Genomic DNA, 19,701 nt, shown 5'->3' with positions numbered 1-19,701 from the left:
TGGTTCAGGGCCAGGGATAGTCGGCGACGGGCCGCCCTTCCGCCTTGAGCTGGCGGGCGACTTCGCGGCGCAATTGCACCACGTCCTGCACGTCCGTCTGCCGCAGGTAATGGACTTCGGCATCGGTAAACGGTGTGAAATCCTGCCCCAGCGACTCCCCGCCCCACTCCTTCATCACGTAATTGAGCACGTCGGCAATCTGCTGGTCGTTCAGGCTGGAGCCCACCACACCCGGCACGTGCAACAGGTATTCCCGGCCGCGCGGCAGATAGCTGAACGACGCCACCGAATCCCGGAAATCCGGAATCCGGCCCCGCTCGCTGCCGGCGCCGTGCGGCCCGTGGCAGCCGATGCAACGCAGGGTGTAGTTCTGTTTGGGCGTCCAGGCGCCGCCTGTGCCGGCCTCCCCGGCGAGCGCCGGAGAGGCCAGAGCCATCAGCAGGGCCAGGAGGGCGGGCCTAGGCGCCACCGGCCATACCCACCACGACCGCCACCGTGCAGTGGTAGCCCTGGGAGCTGTTGGCCATGCACCAGTTGATGTCGTTGTGCAGGCCCATGCGGTAGCCCGGCCGCTCGCGCTCGCTGGTCAGACACTCGTTACCGGTGCAGGCGGCCTTGCCGCAGCAGTCGTTGTACGACACCAGGTAGTCCTTGCCGTCGTTGGGGTTGCTGCAGGTGCCGACCCAGGACACTTTGGACGCCTCGGCTCCCGGTGGGCAGCTGGTAATCGTGCCGCCACAGTCGTTACAGAGGTTGCCGTCCAGGGCGCAGTAGCGCCAGTACTCGCAGTTGGTGGGGGCGTTGTGGTCCCCGCTCCCGGCTTCTTCGGCGTGGGCCACGCCGAAGTTCTTGTCGAACGGCAGGATCGGCAGCATGGCGCTGCCGGCCACGGCCATGCCCATCTTGCCCAGAAAGCTGCGTCGGCCGCTGCGGTGGGCCACCCGGCGGGCGATTCTCTCCGAACCCGCGTCCATGCGTGACATCAGTGCATCAATCAGTCTGTTCATGCTCGTTATCCTTGTGCTGATGAGGATTGGGAAGCGTCCAGGTAACCCTGGATGGAGCCGATGCCCATGTCGTGGGCATTGAACAGGCTTTCCAGCTGTTCGCGGCTGTTGACCAGCCCCTTGCCGCGGATGCGGCCGCTGCGGTCGATCAGCACCGCGTAGGGCAGTCGCGCCACCCGGTAGCCCAGCCCCAGTTCGGTGGAGACCACGTAGGGGAAATCGTGCAGCTTGGCCTGGTTGATGAAGCGCTGGTGTTTGGCCTCGTCGCCGTCGCTGGCGAGCACGATGCGCATCCAGTCGCCCTCGCTGTCACGCACCGAACGGAGGATGGGCAGCAGCTTCTTGCACACCGGGCAGGTGGGTGACAGGAAGAACACCAGGGTGGCGCGGTCGGTGGGCGTGCCGACGTGGACCGGCTCGCCGGTGAGGTTGGCCAGGGCGAAGCGGGGCGATTGCTCCCCCACCTTGGGACCGGACTCGTTGACCAGCGCGCCCATGGGCGCGATGCGTTCGTAGAGAATGCCGATCTGGCGGGCGAGCACGAAGAAGGCCACGCCCAGGCCGATCACGGCGAGGAACAGGAAAGCCAGGATGAAGTAGATGGTTGTCATGGGAATCCTCAGTGTTGTCGGGCTTTCATCGCCACCAGATTGGCGTTGGCCTGTTCGAACAGGGTGTAGAGCACCCACAGGCACAGGCCGGCGGCGATGGCGGCGATCACGCCGGGCGTGCTGGTCTCGGGCGGCGGCGCCGTCAGGGGCACCAGCGCCAGCAGGCCCAGCACGCCGTTGCGTACCAGCAGCGAACGGCTCAGCCATTGCGGGGCCCCGCCGCAGCCGCATTCGATGCGCCGGTTGCCGCGCCGCAGGTTGATGCCGATGGCGGTGGCGTAGAGCGCCAGCAGGGCGATGGCCAGGAACAGGCCGATCGGGCGGCTGGCGGCGAAGACCAGCGCCAGCACCGTGACACCCTCGAGCGCCACCAGTGCCATACCCGCCGGGCGCACCAGCGACTCGGGCAGCAGCTCGTAATCCGCCAGGAAGCCCTGGAATTCATCGAAGTCGAACAGCTTGTGGGTGAACGCGCGCAGGAACAGCAACAGCGTGAACACCAGGAAAGTCAGGCTGAACAGACCGGCGACGCCGCTCATGGGGCCACCTGCAGGGATGTGGCCCAGCCCACCTTGTCGTCCGAGGCGGCTTTGACCAACTGGAAGTCGCCGTCGTCGGCCAACACGTACTCGTCGACGCTTTCGTCTTCCTCATTGGTGCCGAACAACCGTGGTGAGTCGTCCTGGGTGACGTCGATGGCGGTCATGTAAGGGGCCTCGGAGCGGCTGACCAGCTTCTCGTCCGCCATGCTGTAGGCCCAGACTTCCTCCGAGGCGTCCTTGTGGCTGCCGTCGTAGGCGTCGGAATGCACGATCATGAACAGCATGTCGTTGGGCTTGTTGTAGGCGGTAATGGCGTAGCCGCCGGGGGCCCAGTCGCCGTCCACGCCCTCGGTGACCGGCAGGGTTTTCTTGAGGGTGACCGTCTCACCGCTGTCGTCCATCAGGTAGAGGTTGCCGTTGAACGAGGTGAAGATCAGCTCGTCGTCGGCGCGGCGCTCGGCGTGCAGGTAAAGCGGATCGTCATCAACGCTGAACAGCGTATCGGAGGTGGCGACCGTGTAGTCCTTGCCGTCCAGGGTGTAAGTGTTGAACTGGCCGGTGCCGCACAGGCTGGAGAACCGGTGGCCACTGGCGGCGGGGATGATGCCGTAGCAGCCGGGGGTGGGCACCTCGGCGACGACGCTCATGGATTCGGTATCCACCACCGTGACGGAGGTGGCGGGCGTGGCGTTCTGCACGTAGACCAGTTCGCCGTCGGCGCTGTCTTCCAGCAGCTGCGTCATGCCGATGGCCTGGGCCGCGCTGTTGGGAACGATTGCTTCACCCTTGGGCGAGAGCGTCTTGACGTCGAACGCCTGCACCACGCTCTCGATGGGGCCGTAGGTGTAGCGTTTCATGTAGTCGGAAATGGTGTAGACGGTGGCACCGTCATCGGACAGGAGCAGCTGCGACGTCAGACCCATGGACACCAGTCCCTTGTAGGTCAGGCCGTCCTGGCCGTAAACGTGGACCCGGCTGGCGCCGTCCCAGCTCGCCTGATTGACGAACACATTGGGGCCATCGCTGATGGCCGGTTCCACACTCATCACTTCCGGTTTGAAGGGCTCGGCGGCCTGGAGGCCGGAGGCACCACCCAGGGTGATCAGGGCAGTGGTCACGCCGAGAAATCGCGATAAAGGACGTCTATTCTTCATGTTCGCGGCTCTTTGTCGTTGCTCATTTCCGGGACGAGGCCCGGCCCGATGGTCACGAGGAGAGTGGCAAGCGGCATGCCAAAGCATAGGAAGCTATGAAGTGAGTCCGTAACTTGCTGAAATATTGGGAGTCGTTGGTCAGGATTTGGCGTTTTGTGTCGCCAATGGGGAGGCGTATTTTGTAAGTGTCTGATAAAGCGCACCCTTTCCGGGACCGAATGCCCCAAAACGGGCGCTGCCCTGGTGTCGGCCCTGACGGGTAGGCCGCCAATAGACCATCGGATCTTGCCCATGGGTCCCGAAGTGGGAGGCGTTGGCGTCTATGATGTGCTCTGGCGGGCGTTGTATGCTCTGCTGATCACCCCATTTTTTCCAGTACCGTTCAGAAGGTGACCAGGGAATGACCGAGAGAACCAATGTAATCCTGATTGGCATGCCGGGCTCAGGGAAGAGTACCGTCGGCGTGCTGCTGGCCAAGCGGGCCGCGTTGAGCTTCGTCGATACTGATCTGCTGATTCAGTCCGCCGAGGGGCGCACCCTGCAGGACATTGTCGACACCGAGGGTTACGCCGCCCTGCGCCGTATCGAAGAGCGGGTGCTGGCCGGCGTCCATGAATCCGGGGCGGTGATCTCCACCGGCGGCAGTGCGGTCTACAGCCAGCGCGCCATGGAGCATCTGAAAACGTCGGGCCGGGTGGTGTTCCTCGACGTCTCCCTGGAGACGGTGCAGGCGCGGATCGGCGACTACAGCCTGCGTGGCATCTCCAAGCGCCCGGACCAGACTCTGGACGAGCTGTTCGAGGAGCGTTACGCCCTTTACAGCCATTACGCCGATATCACCGTCAACTGCGACGGTCTCGACCAGGATGCCGTCTGCGATGCGATCATCCGCCGCGTGCCGGCACTGGCCATGGATTCGGGCGTGGAGTCCTCGGGATGGTGAAGCGTCTGTCGGCGGTGCTGGTCATCGCCTTATTGCTGACGGCGTGCCAGTCAACGCCGCCCAGCGAGTCGCAGCGGATCGGCGAGATGGTGCTGGCGGTGGATGCGGCGATGGACCGGCCCGGTGACCCGGAAGCGCTGGAGACCATCGCCCGTTACGGCACGGACACCCGCTACTACATCATGATCCGCGGCTGGCTGGTGCAGGAACTGGCCGGCGTGGAAAGCCAGCTTGATGCGACCCGCGACCCTGAGCGCAGGGCCGCCTTCCAGGCCGAGGCGGATTTCCTGCGCCAGGCGATCCGGCGCATTGATCTGGAATAGCCTCGCCGGATACTAGTCAGGAACAACCACTTCGCCGGCCTCAAACACGATCCGGTCGGCTTCTTCCGGCGTGTCGGCAATCGGCGGCACGTTGGCGTGGGTAATGGCTGGAGCACCCGCGCCCCGCGGAGTCGTCCGCACCACCTGACTCGGCGGCAGGGCCTCGTCGGTGCTCAGGTGGGCGTACATCCGGTCCAGCGCTTCCACGTAATAGCGGTGCAGCGGCACGTAGCGCTCGTCAAAGCCCGGGAAGGCGTTGAACGCGTCCAGGTGATGGGCGTTGAGCACTTCGTAGTAATGCAGTTGGCTGCGAGCCCCCTCGACCGTTCGATTAAGCCCGAAATACGGTCGCGACGTGTGGTTGATCGGCAGGATGGCGTCGAAACGTCCGGTGACGAATACCGCTGGTGTGCCCCGCAGGTTGCCGCTGGCACGGATCGCCCGAATGCCGTCGGCGATGCGCTCGGCCTGGGCCGCCTGGTCGCCCAGCAGCGGTGCCCCGGTAACCGCATCGCGGCCCAGCGCCAGGCTGCGCAGGCACAGCAGGGCGTCGAGGCCGTAGTCCGGCAATCCGCTTGAGGGGGATGTGCTGAGTGCCAGGTTGGTGGGGCCTCCGCTGGCGTCGTCGAACACCTGGTGAATGCCCGCCGAGGGTGGAACCCCGTTGCTGGTGGCGAACAGGGTCGCCTCAGTGGTGTCTGCAAGCGGCTCGACCGCGCCGGTGCTGGCGTTGGTGGCGGCATAGCCCAGGCCGCACAGACGATCCTCAACCCCAAAGCGCCCGTAGGCGTTGGCGTAGGTCATGCTGATGCTCTGGGCCACGGCGGCGCCGAAGTGGCTGGGGGCGACCAGATTCTGCTCCGGCTGGACGCCGTAGGTCTCATTCAGGATGCGTTGCGCGTCCATGGCCCGGGTATCGGTGTCCGCCCCGCTGACCAGACCCTTGGCGGCCAGGGCACTGCAGATGTTGTCATCCACTGCGGCGTCATTGAGCACGGCGTTGAATGGCGCGTTGTCCCGGACGTCCGGGGCGAGGTTGGCGCAACCCTGATAGACCGCCAGGGCGGTGGTGTAATCCAGCAGGCTGCGGCTGTGGTCGCTGACAGGCGCCGCGTTGCCCTGGCGGATGCTGAAGCCGTTCTCCACGGTCGGGTTTACGTTGGGTTCGGAGACGGCGACCCCATCGATCAGGCCGCGGCGATCTTCCTCCGCCGCCCGTACCGAGGCGCCGCCACCGTTCGACACCGACGATGCAATCACCAGGGTATTGGCCGGTTTCACGGTCACCCGGATCTTGCCGTTGGGCAACTCGTCCCCATAAACCTCGTTCAGCACGTAAAACCCGAACTCGATCGATTTGAGCACGTACTGCCCCCAGTTGGCCTCCGGATTGGTTTGCGAATGGGCGTGCTTGAGCGCGAAGCGATCCGGCCAGTCGGCGTTGAACGCGGCCCGGTCCGACGCCGACAGATCCGGCTGAAACTGACGTTGGGCCGTGGCATCGGTTGTCGTCTGGCCCAGAAGTGTCTGGCCGGCACCCGTCATCAGGTTGAAGGCGCCGGTCCCGGTGCCCTTGTCAGTGTAGATCACCGCACAGCCTTTCTTCAGCCCCCATTCCCCGGCGGTGCCGATGGCGCCGTAGATGCCGCGCGAGCCGGACGATGGGGCGGTGACCATGCAGGCGTTGTCCGGATCGAAGCGGTCGGGAATCTGCAGCATGACCGTGGCTGGCACGTCGCGGTCATCGAGCGTGATCAGGGCCAGGTATTCATCGCCCGGGATCCGGCCTTCGCTGTCTTCGGCATCCACCTGTGGCCCGTACAGGGTGCCGTAACCGCCGCCGGCCGTGGTGTCCACCAGCGCCCGGTAGTTGTTGTAGATGGCCAGGGTGCGCAGTTCGGCGGCGGTGGGGGTGAGGGGATCGGCCGGTGCCGGTGCGGTCGCGCTGGCCAGGCCGCTGGCTCCCAGGCCGCCGGTCAGCAGGTCGTTGTCGGCGTTGTCGTAGCGTTGCTGAACGATGTCGCTGGTCAGGAAATCGGGCTTCTGGTTGATGCCCGCGATTGGCAGGTCGTCGGTTTTGCAGGCAGCCAGCACCAGCGTGCAGGTGCCCAGCAGGGCCAGGTGCGTCAGACGTTGCATGATCATGTCCTCTGGTTTTTATCGATTGTTGTCAGGGATGAGGCCTTCCCACCCGGCACCAGGCCGGGTGAGAGAACGCTGTCACGGGCACTGGCCCGCCTGGAAAACTCCGGCCGCCGTGCTGTGGACCCAGGCGTAGGTGCCCGACACGGCGCCCAGCGCGTCGTCGCCGCCGATGGTGAAATAGCCCATCTGATAGTAGGCCCGGCCGGCAGAGTCGTGCTGCAGGTTGGTGGCGTACCAGTCCTGGCAGTCGCCGCCGCTGGTATCGCCGCCACCTGTTCGACAGGCTTCCGGCTGCGCGGCGTACCAGGTGTCCGGCTCACCCTGGAACAGCGTGACGCTCGACCAGGTGTCGAAAGACGCCCCGATGTCCTGTTGGTCGGTCAGCGAGAAGGCGCGCAGGTCCGAGGTGCCGCCGGCGGTGGCTCGTCCGGCCGTGATATGGCCGCTGGGTGAAGCGTTGGCGGTATCGCAGGTGACGTCCGGTGCGCTGGGATCGATGACCGACACGGTGCGGCTGCGGGTGACGCTGTTGCCGTCGTTGTCGGTGGCAGAGTAGGTGCAGGTGTAGTCGCCCTCGGTGCTGGTATCGACGGCGCTGCAGTCGGCGTTGACGCTGAGGCTGCCGTCCTCCGGATCCGTGGCGGTGGCGCCGGGATCGGTAAACGTGCTGTCCAGATCCACGGTCATGGGGTTGTCGCCGTTCAGGGTCAGTGAGGGATCGCCATTGCTTCCGCCTGAACCGTCCCGGCTGTGGCGGGCAAAGAAGTCCCAGATGATGTCCGGGTAGCTGGGGCCGGCGCGCACCGCCCAGGCCCCTTCGCTGCCATCTTCGCCGCCGACCCAGTAATGGCCGTGGTCAGTGTCCGTGGTATTGGCTGTCGCCGTGGGCCCGTCGAAGAACACCGTCTCCACCACCGAGCGGCCGTCGCCGTTGCCGTAGCGGGTGTGCAGGCAGTCGTAGTCGTCCTGGTGGAACGGCGCGCAGGTGGCCTGGCTCTGTTGGGCGGTGGCGGGTGTGTTGTGGCTGGCGTCGCCGAACACCTGCAGGTGGGCATCGCGGATGTTGCGTCCCGCCGGCTGGATGACCGTGCAGTCGTTGTTGTTCTGCAGGACCATCAGCGGAATCGGGTAGGTGTCGTTCCGTTCCGCGTTCATGTCGCTGACCAACTGACTGACGCTGTGGAAGGTGGCGTAGCCGGGACACTGCCCGGACAGGGAGACCGAGGCGGCGTCCTCACCGTAGGGCAGCCCCGAGGCCGGAGCCGCGGCGGCCCAGTATTCGTTGTGGGTGACGGCGGCGACCACTGCCATGGCACCGCCCGACGACAGGCCGGTGATGTAGCGGCGGTTGGGGTCGATGCTGTAGGTCGCCTCCACCGCCTGACCGATGCGCAGCAGATCCTGGGGCTCGCCGGAGCCTTCGTGCTGGTGCTGGTCGAACCAGAAGCCCCAGCAGTTCTGGTTGCGCAGGCCGTCGTAGCTGGTGATGAACGGTGTGACCAGGATAAACCCGTAGCGGTCGGCGGCCGACTGCAGCCCCCACTCGTTGAGGGCGTTGGACTGGGTCTGGCTGCAACCGTGCAGGGCCATGACCATGGGCGCCGGGGTGATCAGCGTGTCGGGTACATAGACCTGGTACTGGCGGTCCCGGGAGGCGGCGTAGCTGCCGGCGGGAAGGGTGTTGGAGGTGACGCTGCCGGCACTGGCGAGCGCCGGCAACAGCACGATCATGACGACCGCCATGAGCAATCGGGTAGGCATGGTGCGCTCCTTGCTGTCTTGTTGTTGTGATGAAGGGGATTCAGACGGGCCACTGAGCCCGGCAACCGGGTGTTATGCGGTTGCCATGCCAATCCAGGAAAAGCTTTTAAAACAGCAGGTTGGTAATCTGCGCCTGGCAGGGGCCGAGGGGAGTATCCGGATTCCCGGACAGGTGTGGGGCTGCGTCGGGCGGCAAAGCCCCAGCGGACGGGACGGAGGCGGTGTCCGCGGCGATGGACAGTGTCCGCGGGATTGGACAGATCGGCCGGCCTGACGTGAGAGGCCGGCCGATGATCAGGCCGTCAGGCGGTCGTGGTGCGCGGGCGCAAAAGGCTCACCGCAACGCTGATCCCGGCGGACGCAAGCAGTGCCCCGAGGAACGGCGCCAGGGTCGGTACGCCGCCGGGGAAGCTGGCCGCGTGCAGGCCCCGCATCGCGCTGCCGGTGTCGATCCAGCCCGGCAGGATGGCGCCGATGAGGCCGGCCACGGCGCCCCACACCGCCGCCTCGATGGTCATGCGCGACCACAGGCCCAGCAGCACGGGCACCACCACGGTGGCGCACAGCAGGTCGGCGATCAGGAACAGGCGCAGCACTGAGTAGCCCTGCAGCGCCACGATCACCACCGGCACCATCAGGCCCACCGTCAGCCAGCGCGCACCGCTCAGCGACAGGCCGCGTTTTTCGGTCACCGCCAGCGACGCCAGCCCGTTCTGCAGGGTGTCCACCGACGAGGCGACCAGGGTCAGCGCCAGCACCAGCGCCGCCAGGCTTAGCCAGCCCGGCGCCTGGCCGAGCATCGCGAAGAAGGGAATGGGCGGGTTACCCAGGTCGGCGCCGCTGGCGGCCGCGGCAATGCCCAGACCGCCCACCAGGGCGACGACCAGCACCGTGGTTATGCCACCGAGCACCGCGCCCCGGCCCAGTGCCCGGTCGCTGCTGGCGGCCCACAGGCGTTGCCAGTAGCCTTGGTGGAACAGGTTGGCGGCGGTGACCGCGATCACCAGGGTCAGGGCCACGGCGAGGGCATCACCCATCGGTGCCGAGGCCATGGCGGTCGCGGGGCGATCCGGCAGTTGCGGCAGGGCCACCGCTGCGACCAGTGCGATCAGGGCGATCAGCAGCAGCGCCTGCCAGCGGTCGGTGGCAAGGCTGGCGCGCAGCCCGCCCCAGGCGGTGTAGGTCAGGGTTGCCAGGGCGACACCCAGCACCGCGATATTGCCGTCGAGATCGGTCAGCAGCGCGGTGATGGCGCCCACCGCGGTCAGCTCGGCGGTCAGGAAGCACAGCATGTAAAGCACCGATATCAGCGCCACCCAGCGGCGCATGCGGGGTCCGTAACAGGCGTCGGCAAACTCGCCGATGCTGCGGCCTTCCGGCAGGTGACGGCGGATGGCCGGGCCGCAGACGGCGAACACCAGGAACGGCAGCGCCGCGCCGATGGCGTAACCGGCCAGGGCCACCGGCCCCACCAGGGCGCCCACTTCGGGCGGTGCGAACAGGATCCAGCCGCCCATGCCGGAAGCCAGGAAGGACAGCCCCAGGGCGCGGGAGCCCTGGGAATTGCGGGCGGTGACGTAGTCGTCCAGTCCGCCGTCCGTCGCCCGGGCGCGCAGGCCCAGCCAGGTGAATACAAGCAGTGCGGCCGCTATGGCCACCGAGGTCAGAATCACGTCGCGCTTCCTCCGCCGGTACGAACCGGATCAGGTTCCAGGGTTTGGGACGGGAAGGCCCGTCGTGTTCTCAGTCCCACCGCGTCGCGGCGGACTCCCCTGGCGACAAAATGTGTGTAGTCGGTAAGTAATGGTCCATACTGACACAGTTCGAAAGTTCAGGCGATTGGCGTTTAATCGGCTTTACTTTGAACGACGTAGCCTCTTTTCGACGACGCATGGACACCGACCAGAAGGAGACTCCGCATGCCCCTTATCCGATCCGGACTCGCGGCCCTGGCGCTGCTGGTTCTGGCCAATCCCCTCGCCCACGCGGCCGACACCGTCCGGGTGACCCCACTGGGCGGCCAGGACGGCGAGTTCTGCGTGCTCGACCGGGCCCTGGTGTTCGAGGACCCCAACGGCACCCGCATTCTCTACGACGCCGGCCGCACCGTGGCCGGGGCCGACGACCCGCGCCTGGGTGATATCGACGTGGTGCTGGTCAGCCACGTTCACGGCGATCACCTGGGCGACCGTCACATCCCCGAGCCCAATGCCGGCAGTTGCGGTAGCCCGGCGGCCTCGGAGGACGACGCACCCCTGTCCAACAGCGTGAAGATCGCCGTGGCCAAGGACGCGCGCATCGTCACCGGCAGCGAGATGGCGAGCTTCTTCGCCGGGCGCCTGCAGGCCGCTGGCGGCAACCCGGACAACTCGGTGCTGGTCCGCTTCGGCGCCCACGTGGATGAAGGCGGCGTCGGCATCACCACCGTGCCGGCGGTGCACAGCAACGGCCTGTCGCCGAAGTTCATCGACGGTGAGATGGGCAAGATCTACCAGGCCGCCGGGCTGACCGCCTACGTGGGCCCGCCCACCGGCTATGTGCTCACCTTCAGCAACGGCCTGGTGGTCTACCTGTCCGGGGACACCGGCATCACCGCCGATCAGGAAGCGGTTGTCCAGGACTACTACGGTGCCAAGCTGGCGGTGATCAACATCGGCGACACCTACACCACCGGCCCCACCGAGGCGGCCTACGTGGTCAACGAGCTGGTGGAGCCGGCCAGCGTGATTCCCTCCCACGCCAACGAACCGGCGACGAAGGACGGCAAGGTTCAGACGGGGACCCGCACGGCGGCGTTCATCGAGGCGGTGGATGTGCCGGCGCACGTGCCGCTCAGTGGCCGGACCATGGCGTTCGATGCCGGCGGACGCTGTGCGGAAGGCTGTTAGCGAGGACGGCCGGACGCGGGTATGCTGCTCCCTGAGTCGTTAACAGGATGCCCGCGATGTCCGATGCTGTTGCAATCGATCAGGTTTCCCTGCTGGTCGTCAGTGCGCTCAATATCGGCGTGACGGCGCTGGTGGTGCTGGTGCACTTCCAGAGCCTGTACCTGTTGAGCCGCTTTATTCCCCATTTGGGCCTGCCCCACCATTTCCGCATCGTCGTGGGCGTCGGCGGTGCGCTGTTGGCGCACCTGGCGGAGATCTGGCTGTTCGGGCTGGTCTATTACTGGATGAACGAGCGCCCGGACTGGGGCAGCCTGGTGGGCAATTTCAACGGCGAGCTGCTGGACTGCGTCTACTTTTCCATGACCACCTACACCACCGTCGGCTACGGCGACATCGAGCCGTTCGGCCCCATCCGCTACGTTTCCGGCATCGAGGCCCTGACCGGGCTGGTGATGATCACCTGGAGCGCGTCCTTCCTGTTCCTGGAGATGCAGCGCACCTGGAAGCTGGGCCGCTGACGCCGCTCAGGCGTTCTCCACCGACACCTGGGCCGCGGCACCTTCCAGTTCCCGGATCAACGCGCGCAGGCGCTGGCTCATGTTGGCGCTGTCCACCAGTTGGCTGACCATGGCCTGGGTGGTTTCACGGATGCTCTGCATGTCCGTCTGTACCGCGTCGGTACCGGCGGTCTGTTGGGCGGAGACGTCGGCGATCTCCTGATTGCTGTCATCGATGCGCAGCACCATGGCGCTGATTTCCTGCAGCGCCGCGGCGCCGGCGTCGGCCTCGTCCACGCAGCGGCTGGCGTCCACCGAACTGGTGTTCATCTGCTGGACGGCGTCGCCCATGGTGCCCAGTAACCGGTCGATGGTGCCCTGGATCTGTTCGGTGGAGTCCTGCACCCGTTGCGCCAACTGGCGTACCTCGTCGGCCACCACCGCAAAGCCGCGGCCCTGGTCGCCGGCGCGGGCGGCCTCAATGGCGGCGTTGAGCGCCAGCAGGTTGGTCTGTTCGGCGATGCCCTGGATCTCGGTGACGGCGCTGCCGATCTCGCGGCTGTTCTCCGCCAGGGCCTCGACGCTGCCGGCGGAGGTCTGGATCTTCTCGGCCAGTTGCTGGATCGAGCGGGACGTCCGGGACACCCGCTCGCTACCGTTGAGTGCGGCGGCCCGGGCTTCGTGGGACAGTTCCTTGGCGGCATCCGCCTGCTGCGCGATGCCCTGGAAGCCGTTGAGCATGGCCTCGATGGCGTCCGCGGAGCGATCGGTGCCGGCTTGCTGGCGCTGGAGTTCGTCGCGGCTGCGCTCGGCCGCCTCGGTCAGCGCCTGGACTTCCTGCTCCAGTCGGCTGATGGCGGCCTTCATGCTCTGCACCACCTGACCGGTGCGGCTCTGCATGGCGTTGAAAGCGTCGCTCATGGCGCCGATCTCGTCACTGGAATCGACGTTGGCGCGCAGGCTCAGGTTGCCGCTGGACTGGACCTCGACCATGGTGTCCTTGAGCCGGTGCACGTGGCGCTCGATGAAGCTGATCAACAGCTGTGAGCAGGCCATTTCCACCAGCATCAGCACCGCCACGACGCCGGCAAAGGCGGCGGCGTGTTTGCCGATGGCCTGGGACAGGGTCTGGCCGCTGGCGTCGGCGATGCGATCCAGGGCGAAAACCACCAGCAGCATCATCACCGCGAACACGACGATGTTGAGCAACCAGAACTTGTACTTGAGACGCGCGTTTTTCAGCAGGCCGGGCATAGGGCGAAAGTTCTCCAATGACAGCATGAGAACTCCCAAACATAGCACCCTACGGCAACTCTGTGTTGCGCCAGATCAAGACAATGCCGTTCAGGCCTGCTGTGCCGATACCCGCTCGCCGGCGTCGACCCGGTCGAAATGCAGGGCCGGATCGTTGACCTTGCCGAAGCGCAGGTGCAGCAGATCCAGCAGGTAGTTCTGGTAGAGCCGCCAGGGTTTGCGATCGCCCTGCTTGGGCAGCTGTTCCAGGGCGCGCCGGACGTAGCCGGCGTCAAGGTCGAGGAAGGGTTCCTCGGCGACGTCGCTGTCCACTACCGGCGTGCAGGCGTCGTAGCCGTGCCGGTCCATGTGCTGCAGCAGCCGGCAGACGTATTCGGCGGTCAGGTCGGCCTTCAGGGTCCAGGAGGCGTTGGTGTAGCCCACCACCATGGCCAGGTTGGGTACGTTGCTCAGCATCATGCCCTTGAAGCCCATGGTTTCGTTGGGCGTCAGCGTGCGGCCGTCCACGGACAGCTCGGCGCCGCCCAGCGCTACCAGGTTGAGGCCCGTGGCGGACACCACGATGTCCGCCTCCAGGGTCTGTCCCGATTGCAGGCGGACGCCGGTCTCGGTGAACGTCTCGATGTGATCGGTGACCACGTGGGCATCGCCCCGGCGCAGCGCCCGGAACAGGTCGCCGTTAGGCACCAGGCACAGGCGCTGGTCCCAGGGGTTGTAGCTGGGATTGAAATGGGTATCGACGTCGAAATCCCGGCCCAGCTGGGTTTTCAGGTGCTGGCGCAGAATACGGCGCATCAGTTTCGGATAACGCCGGCACGCCTGGTAGAACAGGGTCTGCAGCGAGACGTTCTTCCAGCGGGTCAACTGGTAGGCCGCCTTCGCCGGCAGCAGGCGCTTGAGCCACTGGGCGATGGCGTCCACGTCCGGCAGGGAGACGATGTAGGTGGGGGAACGCTGCAGCATGGTCACATCCGCGGCGGTCCCGGCCATGGCGGGCACCAGGGTGACGGCAGTGGCGCCGCTGCCGATCACCACCACGCGTTTGCCGGCGTAGTCCAGGTTCTCGGGCCAGTGCTGGGGATGGATCACCTGGCCAGCGAAGCGGTCGATGCCGGGAAAGTCGGGCATGTAGCCGGCGTCGTAGCGGTAATAGCCGGAGCAGTTGAGCACGAAGCTGGCGGTCAGCCGCTCGGTCTTCCCGGTCTTGCCGTTCTTCGCCGTGACCGTCCAGGTGGCGTCTGCGCTGGACCAGTCGTAGCGGGTTACCCAATGCTGGAAGCGGATGTGCCGGTCGATGCCGCCTTCGGCGGCGGTGTTGCGGACGTAGTCGAGGATCGACGGCCCGTCGGCGATGGCCTTGCCGTCGCGCCAGGGGCGAAAGCTGTAGCCGAGGGTGTACATGTCCGAGTCGGAGCGGATGCCGGGGTAGCGGAACAGGTCCCAGGTGCCGCCGATGGCGTCGCGGCCTTCCAGGATGGTGTAGGACTTGTCCGGGCAGCCCTGCTGCAGGTGGTGGGCCGCGCCAATGCCGGACAGTCCGGCGCCGACGATGATGACATCAAAATGCGTGCTGGCCATGCTATAAACCTCGCTTGGGCATCGGTTCCCGGCTTGTGCGACCGGTTTTTATTCGGGTAAAGCACGTGCTTTATTGTTGATCCGGTATCCGGGCAGCGCAAGGGCAAGGCATTATCGGACAGCAGCTTGGCCCGGGATAACCAGAGCCGGTTTCCGGCCATTACCGTTGGGTAAGCCGCTTGATATCCCCTGGCCCGGCCCCAAACGAGAGGGTACGACACAACTGGAGAAACACCCGATGAGCGACATCCTGCACGTGCCCTGTGCGCACTGCCTGCGCACCAACCGCCTGCCTCCCGAGCGGCTGGGTGACCGCCCCAACTGCGGCGCCTGCCGCCAGAAGCTGGTGGACGGCCGCGTCGCCGAGTTGGATGACAGCAGCCTGGCCCGGGTGACCGGCGCTTCGGACCTGCCGGTGCTGGTGGATTTCTGGGCCAGTTGGTGCGGGCCCTGCAAGGCCATGGCGCCGGCTTATCAGGAGGCCGCGCGGCAATGGCAGGGCAAGGCGTTGTTCGCCAAACTCAACACCGAGCAGGCGCCCCGGGTGTCGGCGCAATTCGGCATTCGCAGCATTCCCACCCTGATCCTGTTCCGGGGTGGCCGTGAAATCGCCCGACACAGCGGCGCCCTGCCGACCGCCCAGATCGGCACCTGGCTGGCGCAGCAGTTGCAGGGAACGCCATAAAACACAGGGAGACGCAATGAACGTCCGGGGCGACCTGAATGATCTGGAACAACTGATCGACCGCATCGACGGAGTGGCGGCGGGCCTGGAAACGGTGACCATGGACCACCTGATCGAGGCGGTGGGCTATCGTTCCTTCGGTCCGGTGGTGCTGGTGGCGGGGCTGATCACCCTGGCGCCGCTGATCGGCGATATTCCCGGCGTCCCCACGCTGCTGGCACTGCTGGTGATCCTGACCGCCGGCCAGCTGCTGTTCCGGCGCGAGCACATCTGGCTGCCGCGCTGGATCATGTGCCGCCGGCTGCCCCGGGACAAACTGCGCAAGGGCCTGGCATGGTCGCGCAAGCCGGCGCGCCGTATCGACCGCTGGACCAGACCCCGCCTGACCCTGTTCGTGGAAGGCCCGGGCCTGATGGTGCTGACCCTGGCCTGCGTGGCGGTCGCCCTGGCCATGCCGGCGATGGAGATCGTGCCGTTCAGCGCCAACGGCGGCGGCGCGGCTCTCACCGCCTTCGGACTGGCGATGATTTCCCGTGACGGCGCGGTGGCGCTGTTCGCCCTGATCGTCACGGCGGCGACCCTGGGCGTCGTGGGCTACAACCTGTTCTGAGGTCCGCCTGGGCTAGCGACCGACGTCCAGCGCTTCGCCGCCGGACGGCGTGGACTCGGCGGTCTGCTTGCGGCGCTCGCGGAACCAGCGCAGGGCCGGCTGTTCCACGCCCTTGTGAATCAGCCAGGCGAGGCACAGCGCGGTGGCTACGGCCAGGGCCACGCCCACCCCGCCGGGTAATCCGGCGTCGTAGCTCAGGCCAATGATCCCGTAGCCGATGTTCTGGTGTACCAGGTAGAGGCTGTAGGACAGGCTGCCCAGCGTCAGCAGGAAGCGGTTGGCCAGCAGGTTCAGGTAGCCGGTGATCGCCAGGATAAACACGCCGTAGCAGCCCAGCACGAAGACGTTGAACGGCGCCTTGTAGGCCAGCAGGCAGTGGCCGATGGACAGCACCAGCAGCACCCGGTCCCACAGCGGCGGCGTGCCGTGGCGGTGCCAGCGGTAGAGCAGCATGCCGCTGATGAACAGCGGGGCGTACTTCATGAACAGCAGGTCCTTGACCAGGAAATCCAGGCCGTCCGGAATCGACTTCCAGTAGCGCACCGCCACATAGCTGCCGATCACCCAGGCCCAGAACACCGGCCGCAGGCGCTGGGCGCCCAGCCCGTAGAACAGCAGCGCCATCCACACATAGAACGTGGCTTCCACCACCAGGCTCCAGTAGGCACCGTCCACTGGACCCATCCCCAGGTATTCGTGCAGCAGGCTGAAGTTCCACAGGGTTTCTGTCAGCGTGGTGGCGCGGTCGGCCGGTCCCAGGAAGTGCACCGACAGACTGGTCAGGAGAATGCCAACCCAGAGTGCCGGCAGCAGGCGAAAGGCGCGGGCCAGCCCGAACCAGCGCGCTGTCGACGTGCGTTCCAGGGTCATGAAAATGACGAAGCCACTGAGGATGTAGAAAAGATGGACGCCGTAGCGTCCGAACGCCAGCGGGCTCCAGGGCTCGAAATCGTGGCCGTAGAGCTCGTCGTAATAGGGAATGTAGTGAAACAGCATGACCCCGACGGCGGCGATGCCGCGCAGGGCGTCGAGGGCCTGCAATCGCTGGCTGGCTCCGGCCATGGTCGCGTTCCTTCAGCAAAAATCACAGTTTAGAGGGCGCGCGGCGCGGAAGGGAGCGGTTTTGGTTACCGTCCGCTTGCCGGAGGCTTACGGGGTTGTCGTAAACGTGGGCGAGTAGGCCGTTAAGATCAGACGGTGAGCTCGGGCAGGAAGCGAATGGGTGCCCTCGCCTACGCCGCTGTTAGTGGCCGTCCCTGGCCATAATAGCGACCAGGACGCCCGTGTCCCTGCTTCGGCGAGGGCACCCACTCGCTTCCGTCATTCGACGGCGTGGTCGCAGCGGCTATGGGCAGTCTCCGACCTGGCTTGATTCACCCACCAGAACCCCGCGCCGCCTCCGCTGTGGCCGCCGCTGGCGCAGGCTGATCAGCAGCAGCGGCAGGACGATCATGCTGGCGCCGAGGATAAACCACAGGTCCGGCGCCTCGCCGAACAGGGTCCAGCCCAGCAGGATGGCCCAGATCAGGCCGGTGTATTCGGCGCTGGTGACCTGGCTGGCGTCCACGTGGCGATAGGCCAGCAGCACCGTCATGTTGTAGCCCAGGATGAACAGCGCCGAGCCGGCGGCGGTGAGCAGCAGCGACGGGTCGAAGGCCGCCCCCTCCCACAGCATCAAGAGCGCGCTGGCGGGCAGCACCAGCAGGTAGTTGAGGAACAGCTTGTGCACCGTGGACTGGCCGTCCGGCAGTTTGCGCACCAGCAGCGCGTTGACCGCCAGGCTGGCTGCCACCGCCAGGGCGCTCAGGGCCATCCAGTTGATCGCCACCGGCCGCAGGATCACCAGAATGCCGATGAACCCGCTTACCACGGCCAACACGCTGCGGCTGTCCAGGCGTTCGCGGAAGAACAGCACCGAGAACACCATCACCAGCACCGGCGCGGCGTAGAACACGGCGTTGGCGGTGGCCAGTGGCAGGGCGCCCAGGGCGAACACCATGCAGACGATGCCCACCAGGTGGATGTGGGCACGCAGGGTGTGAACGCCCAGGCCCGCGAACAGCCGGCCGCGGTCCAGTTGACCCAGGAACGGCAGCAGCAGCGCCAGGGTGATCAGGCAGCGCAGGAACACGAACTGGAACACCGGCGAGCCCGGTTCCAGCAGCTTGATGAAGACGTCGGAAACCAGGGCCATGGCATTGCCGATAACCAGCAACAGGATGGCGCTGTTGACGGTGCGTCCGGACATGGCTCCCTCCCCGCGATCGGTCAGTGAATCAGTGAGAGCGCCAGTCTAATCGGGCTTCCATGGCCTGTTTAATGATATTTGCTGGTGTATTATTAGTTATTTGGATAATTAAGAGTCGGGAGAGGAAGGTGCCATGAAGCTGCCGCCACTGCGCGCGCTGCCGGTGTTCGAGGCGGTGGCGCGGCTCAACAGTTTTTCCCGCGCGGCGGACGAGTTGAGCGTCAGCCAGAGCGCCGTGAGTCACCAGATCAAGGCGCTGGAAGACTACCTGGGCGAGACCCTGTTCCGGCGCAACGGTCGTTACCTGGAGCTGACCGAGGAGGGCCGCAGCTACCAGGACAGCGTCACCTCCGCCCTGCTGCAGATCGAACGGGCCAGCGAGCACCTGCTGGGGGCGTCCACCTCGCGTCTGCGACTGGCGGTGTTCAGCTCGTTCTGCGTGCGCTGGCTGATCCCGCGCCTGCCCAGCCTGCAGCGGGCCCACTCCCAGATTGACCTGGCGCTGGAGATGACCGGCGAGTCGCCGGTGCTGTCCGATCGGGTCGCCGACTGCTTTATCACTATCCGCACCGCCAGTCCCGCGTTTACCTACGACCTGCTTTACCGCGAGCGGCTGTTCCCGATCTGCAGTCGGGCCTACTGGCGACGCATCTGCGACGCGCTGGACCTGCCCCCGGATAGCGATCCCAAGGGTGCCGCCTCGCTCACGCCGGAACAGGTGGCGCGCTTTCCCCTGCTGTCCACCTTCAGCATCTACGACCGGGAATCCGGCGACTGGGACGCCTGGTTCCGGGTGGCGGACGAGCGTCTGCCGGCCGGGGCGCGTATCCAGCATTTCAGTCATATGCTGATGGCCCTGGAGGCCGCCCGCTACGACCAGGGCATCGCCCTGACCAACGACTACATGCTCAGCGACGAGGCCGACGACAACCTGGTGCGTCTGCCCTGTCATACCCTGATGACCGGCGATCGTTTCTATTTCGCCCACAAGACCAGCCGGCGCAACGAACCGGCGATTCGCCTGGTGCGGCGCTGGCTGATCGAGCAGGCCATTGCCAGTGGGCTGCGTTCTCGTCATGCGGCGGATGAGAGCTAGACTGAAGACTCCGGGTTAAACAGTGGCATCGTAACTTTTATTTTGCCGGGGCGACGTGTAGCTTTTGGGCAAATGTAAAATAGAGTCAAAGGAGAAGTTGCTTGGCTACGACTCGAATCATTGGATTGATTGCACTGGTGGTGGGGGTGTTGCTGCTGTATTTCGGTTGGCAGTCGACGCAAAGTGTGGGGGAACAGATCTCCGAAAGCCTGACCGGGCGTTTCAGTGACGAGACCATGTGGTATCTGGTCATTGGCGCCGCCGCGACCGTGGGCGGAGCGTTCATGCTGTTCTTCAGGCGCTAGTCGTGCTGGTGGCAGGATAGGGAAGCGCCCGGCGGAGGAATCCGCCGGGCGTTT

The 19,701-nt window shown here is 65.9% G+C and carries 20 protein-coding genes; 8 read left to right on the top strand and 12 right to left on the bottom strand.

The window, feature by feature from the left end; all coding sequences use genetic code 11:
* Positions 1–4: 4 nt before the first annotated feature.
* Genes DKK67_RS14470 through DKK67_RS14450 form a run of 5 tightly spaced genes read right to left on the bottom strand, consistent with a single transcriptional unit; the run spans position 5 to position 3,314 of the window.
* Entirely contained in the window at positions 5–469 is a 465-nt protein-coding gene (locus tag DKK67_RS14470) for a c-type cytochrome (RefSeq protein ID WP_162628847.1), read from the bottom strand.
* On the bottom strand, positions 459–1,007 hold the full coding sequence (locus tag DKK67_RS14465; protein ID WP_111497199.1) for a methylamine dehydrogenase light chain: 549 nt from the start codon (positions 1,005–1,007) through the stop codon (positions 459–461). The genes DKK67_RS14470 and DKK67_RS14465 overlap by 11 nt, the downstream gene beginning before the upstream one ends.
* A 5-nt stretch (positions 1,008–1,012) precedes the next feature.
* On the bottom strand, positions 1,013–1,618 hold the full coding sequence (gene mauD / locus DKK67_RS14460) for a methylamine dehydrogenase accessory protein MauD (RefSeq protein ID WP_111497198.1): 606 nt from the start codon (positions 1,616–1,618) through the stop codon (positions 1,013–1,015).
* Positions 1,619–1,626: 8 nt separating this feature from the next.
* Positions 1,627–2,157, bottom strand: coding sequence for a MauE/DoxX family redox-associated membrane protein (locus DKK67_RS14455; RefSeq protein ID WP_111497197.1), 531 nt, complete (start codon positions 2,155–2,157; stop codon positions 1,627–1,629).
* Complete coding sequence (locus DKK67_RS14450; RefSeq protein WP_162628846.1) at positions 2,154–3,314, bottom strand: amine dehydrogenase large subunit; 1,161 nt, start codon at positions 3,312–3,314, stop codon at positions 2,154–2,156. Before DKK67_RS14450 ends, DKK67_RS14455 begins: the two co-directional genes overlap by 4 nt.
* A gap of 400 nt (positions 3,315–3,714) precedes the next feature.
* On the opposite strand from DKK67_RS14450, the gene DKK67_RS14445 reads away from it, so the two are divergent.
* Together DKK67_RS14445 and DKK67_RS14440 are read left to right on the top strand one after the other, a co-directional pair.
* Positions 3,715–4,257, top strand: coding sequence for a shikimate kinase (locus DKK67_RS14445; RefSeq protein WP_111497195.1), 543 nt, complete (start codon positions 3,715–3,717; stop codon positions 4,255–4,257).
* Positions 4,251–4,580 (top strand): hypothetical protein, encoded by a 330-nt coding sequence (locus tag DKK67_RS14440; protein WP_111497194.1) that lies wholly within the window; start codon positions 4,251–4,253, stop codon positions 4,578–4,580. Before DKK67_RS14445 ends, DKK67_RS14440 begins: the two co-directional genes overlap by 7 nt.
* Before the next feature lie 12 nt (positions 4,581–4,592).
* Here the strand turns inward: DKK67_RS14440 and DKK67_RS14435 are convergent, their stop codons facing one another.
* The 3 genes from DKK67_RS14435 to DKK67_RS14425 all read right to left on the bottom strand — a co-directional run bounded on the left by DKK67_RS14435 (position 4,593) and on the right by DKK67_RS14425 (position 10,159).
* Positions 4,593–6,719 (bottom strand): 3-hydroxybutyrate oligomer hydrolase family protein, encoded by a 2,127-nt coding sequence (locus tag DKK67_RS14435; protein WP_111497276.1) that lies wholly within the window; start codon positions 6,717–6,719, stop codon positions 4,593–4,595.
* Between the two features lie 81 nt (positions 6,720–6,800).
* Positions 6,801–8,486 carry an extracellular catalytic domain type 1 short-chain-length polyhydroxyalkanoate depolymerase gene (locus DKK67_RS14430; RefSeq protein WP_111497193.1) on the bottom strand — a complete coding sequence of 562 codons (1,686 nt, stop codon included), beginning with the start codon at positions 8,484–8,486 and terminating at the stop codon, positions 6,801–6,803.
* Between the two features lie 302 nt (positions 8,487–8,788).
* Positions 8,789–10,159, bottom strand: coding sequence for a sodium:solute symporter family transporter (locus DKK67_RS14425; RefSeq protein WP_111497192.1), 1,371 nt, complete (start codon positions 10,157–10,159; stop codon positions 8,789–8,791).
* Positions 10,160–10,405: 246 nt separating this feature from the next.
* On the opposite strand from DKK67_RS14425, the gene DKK67_RS14420 reads away from it, so the two are divergent.
* Positions 10,406–11,374, top strand: a complete 969-nt coding sequence (locus tag DKK67_RS14420; protein WP_111497191.1) for an MBL fold metallo-hydrolase — start codon at positions 10,406–10,408, stop codon at positions 11,372–11,374.
* Between the two features lie 89 nt (positions 11,375–11,463).
* Complete coding sequence (locus DKK67_RS14415) at positions 11,464–11,892, top strand: potassium channel family protein (RefSeq protein WP_111497275.1); 429 nt, start codon at positions 11,464–11,466, stop codon at positions 11,890–11,892.
* Between the two features lie 6 nt (positions 11,893–11,898).
* Here the strand turns inward: DKK67_RS14415 and DKK67_RS14410 are convergent, their stop codons facing one another.
* Both DKK67_RS14410 and DKK67_RS14405 read right to left on the bottom strand, forming a co-directional pair.
* Positions 11,899–13,152, bottom strand: coding sequence for a methyl-accepting chemotaxis protein (locus tag DKK67_RS14410; protein WP_228160645.1), 1,254 nt, complete (start codon positions 13,150–13,152; stop codon positions 11,899–11,901).
* Between the two features lie 63 nt (positions 13,153–13,215).
* A complete protein-coding gene (locus DKK67_RS14405; protein ID WP_111497189.1) occupies positions 13,216–14,703 on the bottom strand; it encodes a flavin-containing monooxygenase in 1,488 nt (495 codons plus the stop codon).
* Positions 14,704–14,941: 238 nt separating this feature from the next.
* On the opposite strand from DKK67_RS14405, the gene trxC reads away from it, so the two are divergent.
* Both trxC and DKK67_RS14395 read left to right on the top strand, forming a co-directional pair.
* Positions 14,942–15,388 carry a thioredoxin TrxC gene (trxC, locus tag DKK67_RS14400; RefSeq protein WP_111497188.1) on the top strand — a complete coding sequence of 149 codons (447 nt, stop codon included), beginning with the start codon at positions 14,942–14,944 and terminating at the stop codon, positions 15,386–15,388.
* A 16-nt stretch (positions 15,389–15,404) separates the two neighbouring features.
* Complete coding sequence (locus DKK67_RS14395; protein WP_111497187.1) at positions 15,405–15,998, top strand: exopolysaccharide biosynthesis protein; 594 nt, start codon at positions 15,405–15,407, stop codon at positions 15,996–15,998.
* A gap of 12 nt (positions 15,999–16,010) precedes the next feature.
* Here the strand turns inward: DKK67_RS14395 and DKK67_RS14390 are convergent, their stop codons facing one another.
* Together DKK67_RS14390 and DKK67_RS14385 are read right to left on the bottom strand one after the other, a co-directional pair.
* Positions 16,011–17,060 carry an acyltransferase family protein gene (locus DKK67_RS14390; RefSeq protein ID WP_111497186.1) on the bottom strand — a complete coding sequence of 350 codons (1,050 nt, stop codon included), beginning with the start codon at positions 17,058–17,060 and terminating at the stop codon, positions 16,011–16,013.
* A gap of 283 nt (positions 17,061–17,343) precedes the next feature.
* On the bottom strand, positions 17,344–18,246 hold the full coding sequence (locus tag DKK67_RS14385; RefSeq protein WP_111497185.1) for a DMT family transporter: 903 nt from the start codon (positions 18,244–18,246) through the stop codon (positions 17,344–17,346).
* Positions 18,247–18,379: 133 nt separating this feature from the next.
* Between DKK67_RS14385 and DKK67_RS14380 the strand changes: the two genes are divergently transcribed.
* Positions 18,380–19,342 (top strand): LysR family transcriptional regulator, encoded by a 963-nt coding sequence (locus DKK67_RS14380; protein ID WP_111497184.1) that lies wholly within the window; start codon positions 18,380–18,382, stop codon positions 19,340–19,342.
* A 101-nt stretch (positions 19,343–19,443) separates the two neighbouring features.
* Positions 19,444–19,647: a DUF3185 family protein gene (locus DKK67_RS14375; protein WP_111497183.1), complete on the top strand. Its 204-nt coding sequence runs from the start codon at positions 19,444–19,446 to the stop codon at positions 19,645–19,647.
* The last annotated feature ends 54 nt before the right edge of the window (positions 19,648–19,701 follow it).

The sequence above is a fragment of the Marinobacter bohaiensis genome (genome assembly GCF_003258515.1).
GTDB lineage: Bacteria > Pseudomonadota > Gammaproteobacteria > Pseudomonadales > Oleiphilaceae > Marinobacter_A > Marinobacter_A bohaiensis.
The sequence above is the reverse complement of the archived record's forward strand: the minus strand, read 5'-3'. Positions and strand labels throughout refer to the sequence as shown.

What these genes read in the sequence shown, in the direction of transcription:
- DKK67_RS14465 (WP_111497199.1), bottom strand. Translation starts at nt 1,007, where the DNA reads ATGAACAGACTGATTGATGCACTGATGTCACGCATGGACGCGGGTTCG.
- mauD (WP_111497198.1), bottom strand. Translation starts at nt 1,618, where the DNA reads ATGACAACCATCTACTTCATCCTGGCTTTCCTGTTCCTCGCCGTGATC.
- DKK67_RS14455 (WP_111497197.1), bottom strand. Translation starts at nt 2,157, where the DNA reads ATGAGCGGCGTCGCCGGTCTGTTCAGCCTGACTTTCCTGGTGTTCACG.
- DKK67_RS14450 (WP_162628846.1), bottom strand. Translation starts at nt 3,314, where the DNA reads ATGAAGAATAGACGTCCTTTATCGCGATTTCTCGGCGTGACCACTGCC.
- DKK67_RS14445 (WP_111497195.1), top strand. Translation starts at nt 3,715, where the DNA reads ATGACCGAGAGAACCAATGTAATCCTGATTGGCATGCCGGGCTCAGGG.
- DKK67_RS14440 (WP_111497194.1), top strand. Translation starts at nt 4,251, where the DNA reads ATGGTGAAGCGTCTGTCGGCGGTGCTGGTCATCGCCTTATTGCTGACG.
- DKK67_RS14435 (WP_111497276.1), bottom strand. Translation starts at nt 6,719, where the DNA reads ATGCAACGTCTGACGCACCTGGCCCTGCTGGGCACCTGCACGCTGGTG.
- DKK67_RS14430 (WP_111497193.1), bottom strand. Translation starts at nt 8,486, where the DNA reads ATGCCTACCCGATTGCTCATGGCGGTCGTCATGATCGTGCTGTTGCCG.
- DKK67_RS14420 (WP_111497191.1), top strand. Translation starts at nt 10,406, where the DNA reads ATGCCCCTTATCCGATCCGGACTCGCGGCCCTGGCGCTGCTGGTTCTG.
- DKK67_RS14410 (WP_228160645.1), bottom strand. Translation starts at nt 13,152, where the DNA reads ATGCTGTCATTGGAGAACTTTCGCCCTATGCCCGGCCTGCTGAAAAAC.
- DKK67_RS14405 (WP_111497189.1), bottom strand. Translation starts at nt 14,703, where the DNA reads ATGGCCAGCACGCATTTTGATGTCATCATCGTCGGCGCCGGACTGTCC.
- trxC (WP_111497188.1), top strand. Translation starts at nt 14,942, where the DNA reads ATGAGCGACATCCTGCACGTGCCCTGTGCGCACTGCCTGCGCACCAAC.
- DKK67_RS14395 (WP_111497187.1), top strand. Translation starts at nt 15,405, where the DNA reads ATGAACGTCCGGGGCGACCTGAATGATCTGGAACAACTGATCGACCGC.
- DKK67_RS14390 (WP_111497186.1), bottom strand. Translation starts at nt 17,060, where the DNA reads ATGGCCGGAGCCAGCCAGCGATTGCAGGCCCTCGACGCCCTGCGCGGC.
- DKK67_RS14385 (WP_111497185.1), bottom strand. Translation starts at nt 18,246, where the DNA reads ATGTCCGGACGCACCGTCAACAGCGCCATCCTGTTGCTGGTTATCGGC.
- DKK67_RS14380 (WP_111497184.1), top strand. Translation starts at nt 18,380, where the DNA reads ATGAAGCTGCCGCCACTGCGCGCGCTGCCGGTGTTCGAGGCGGTGGCG.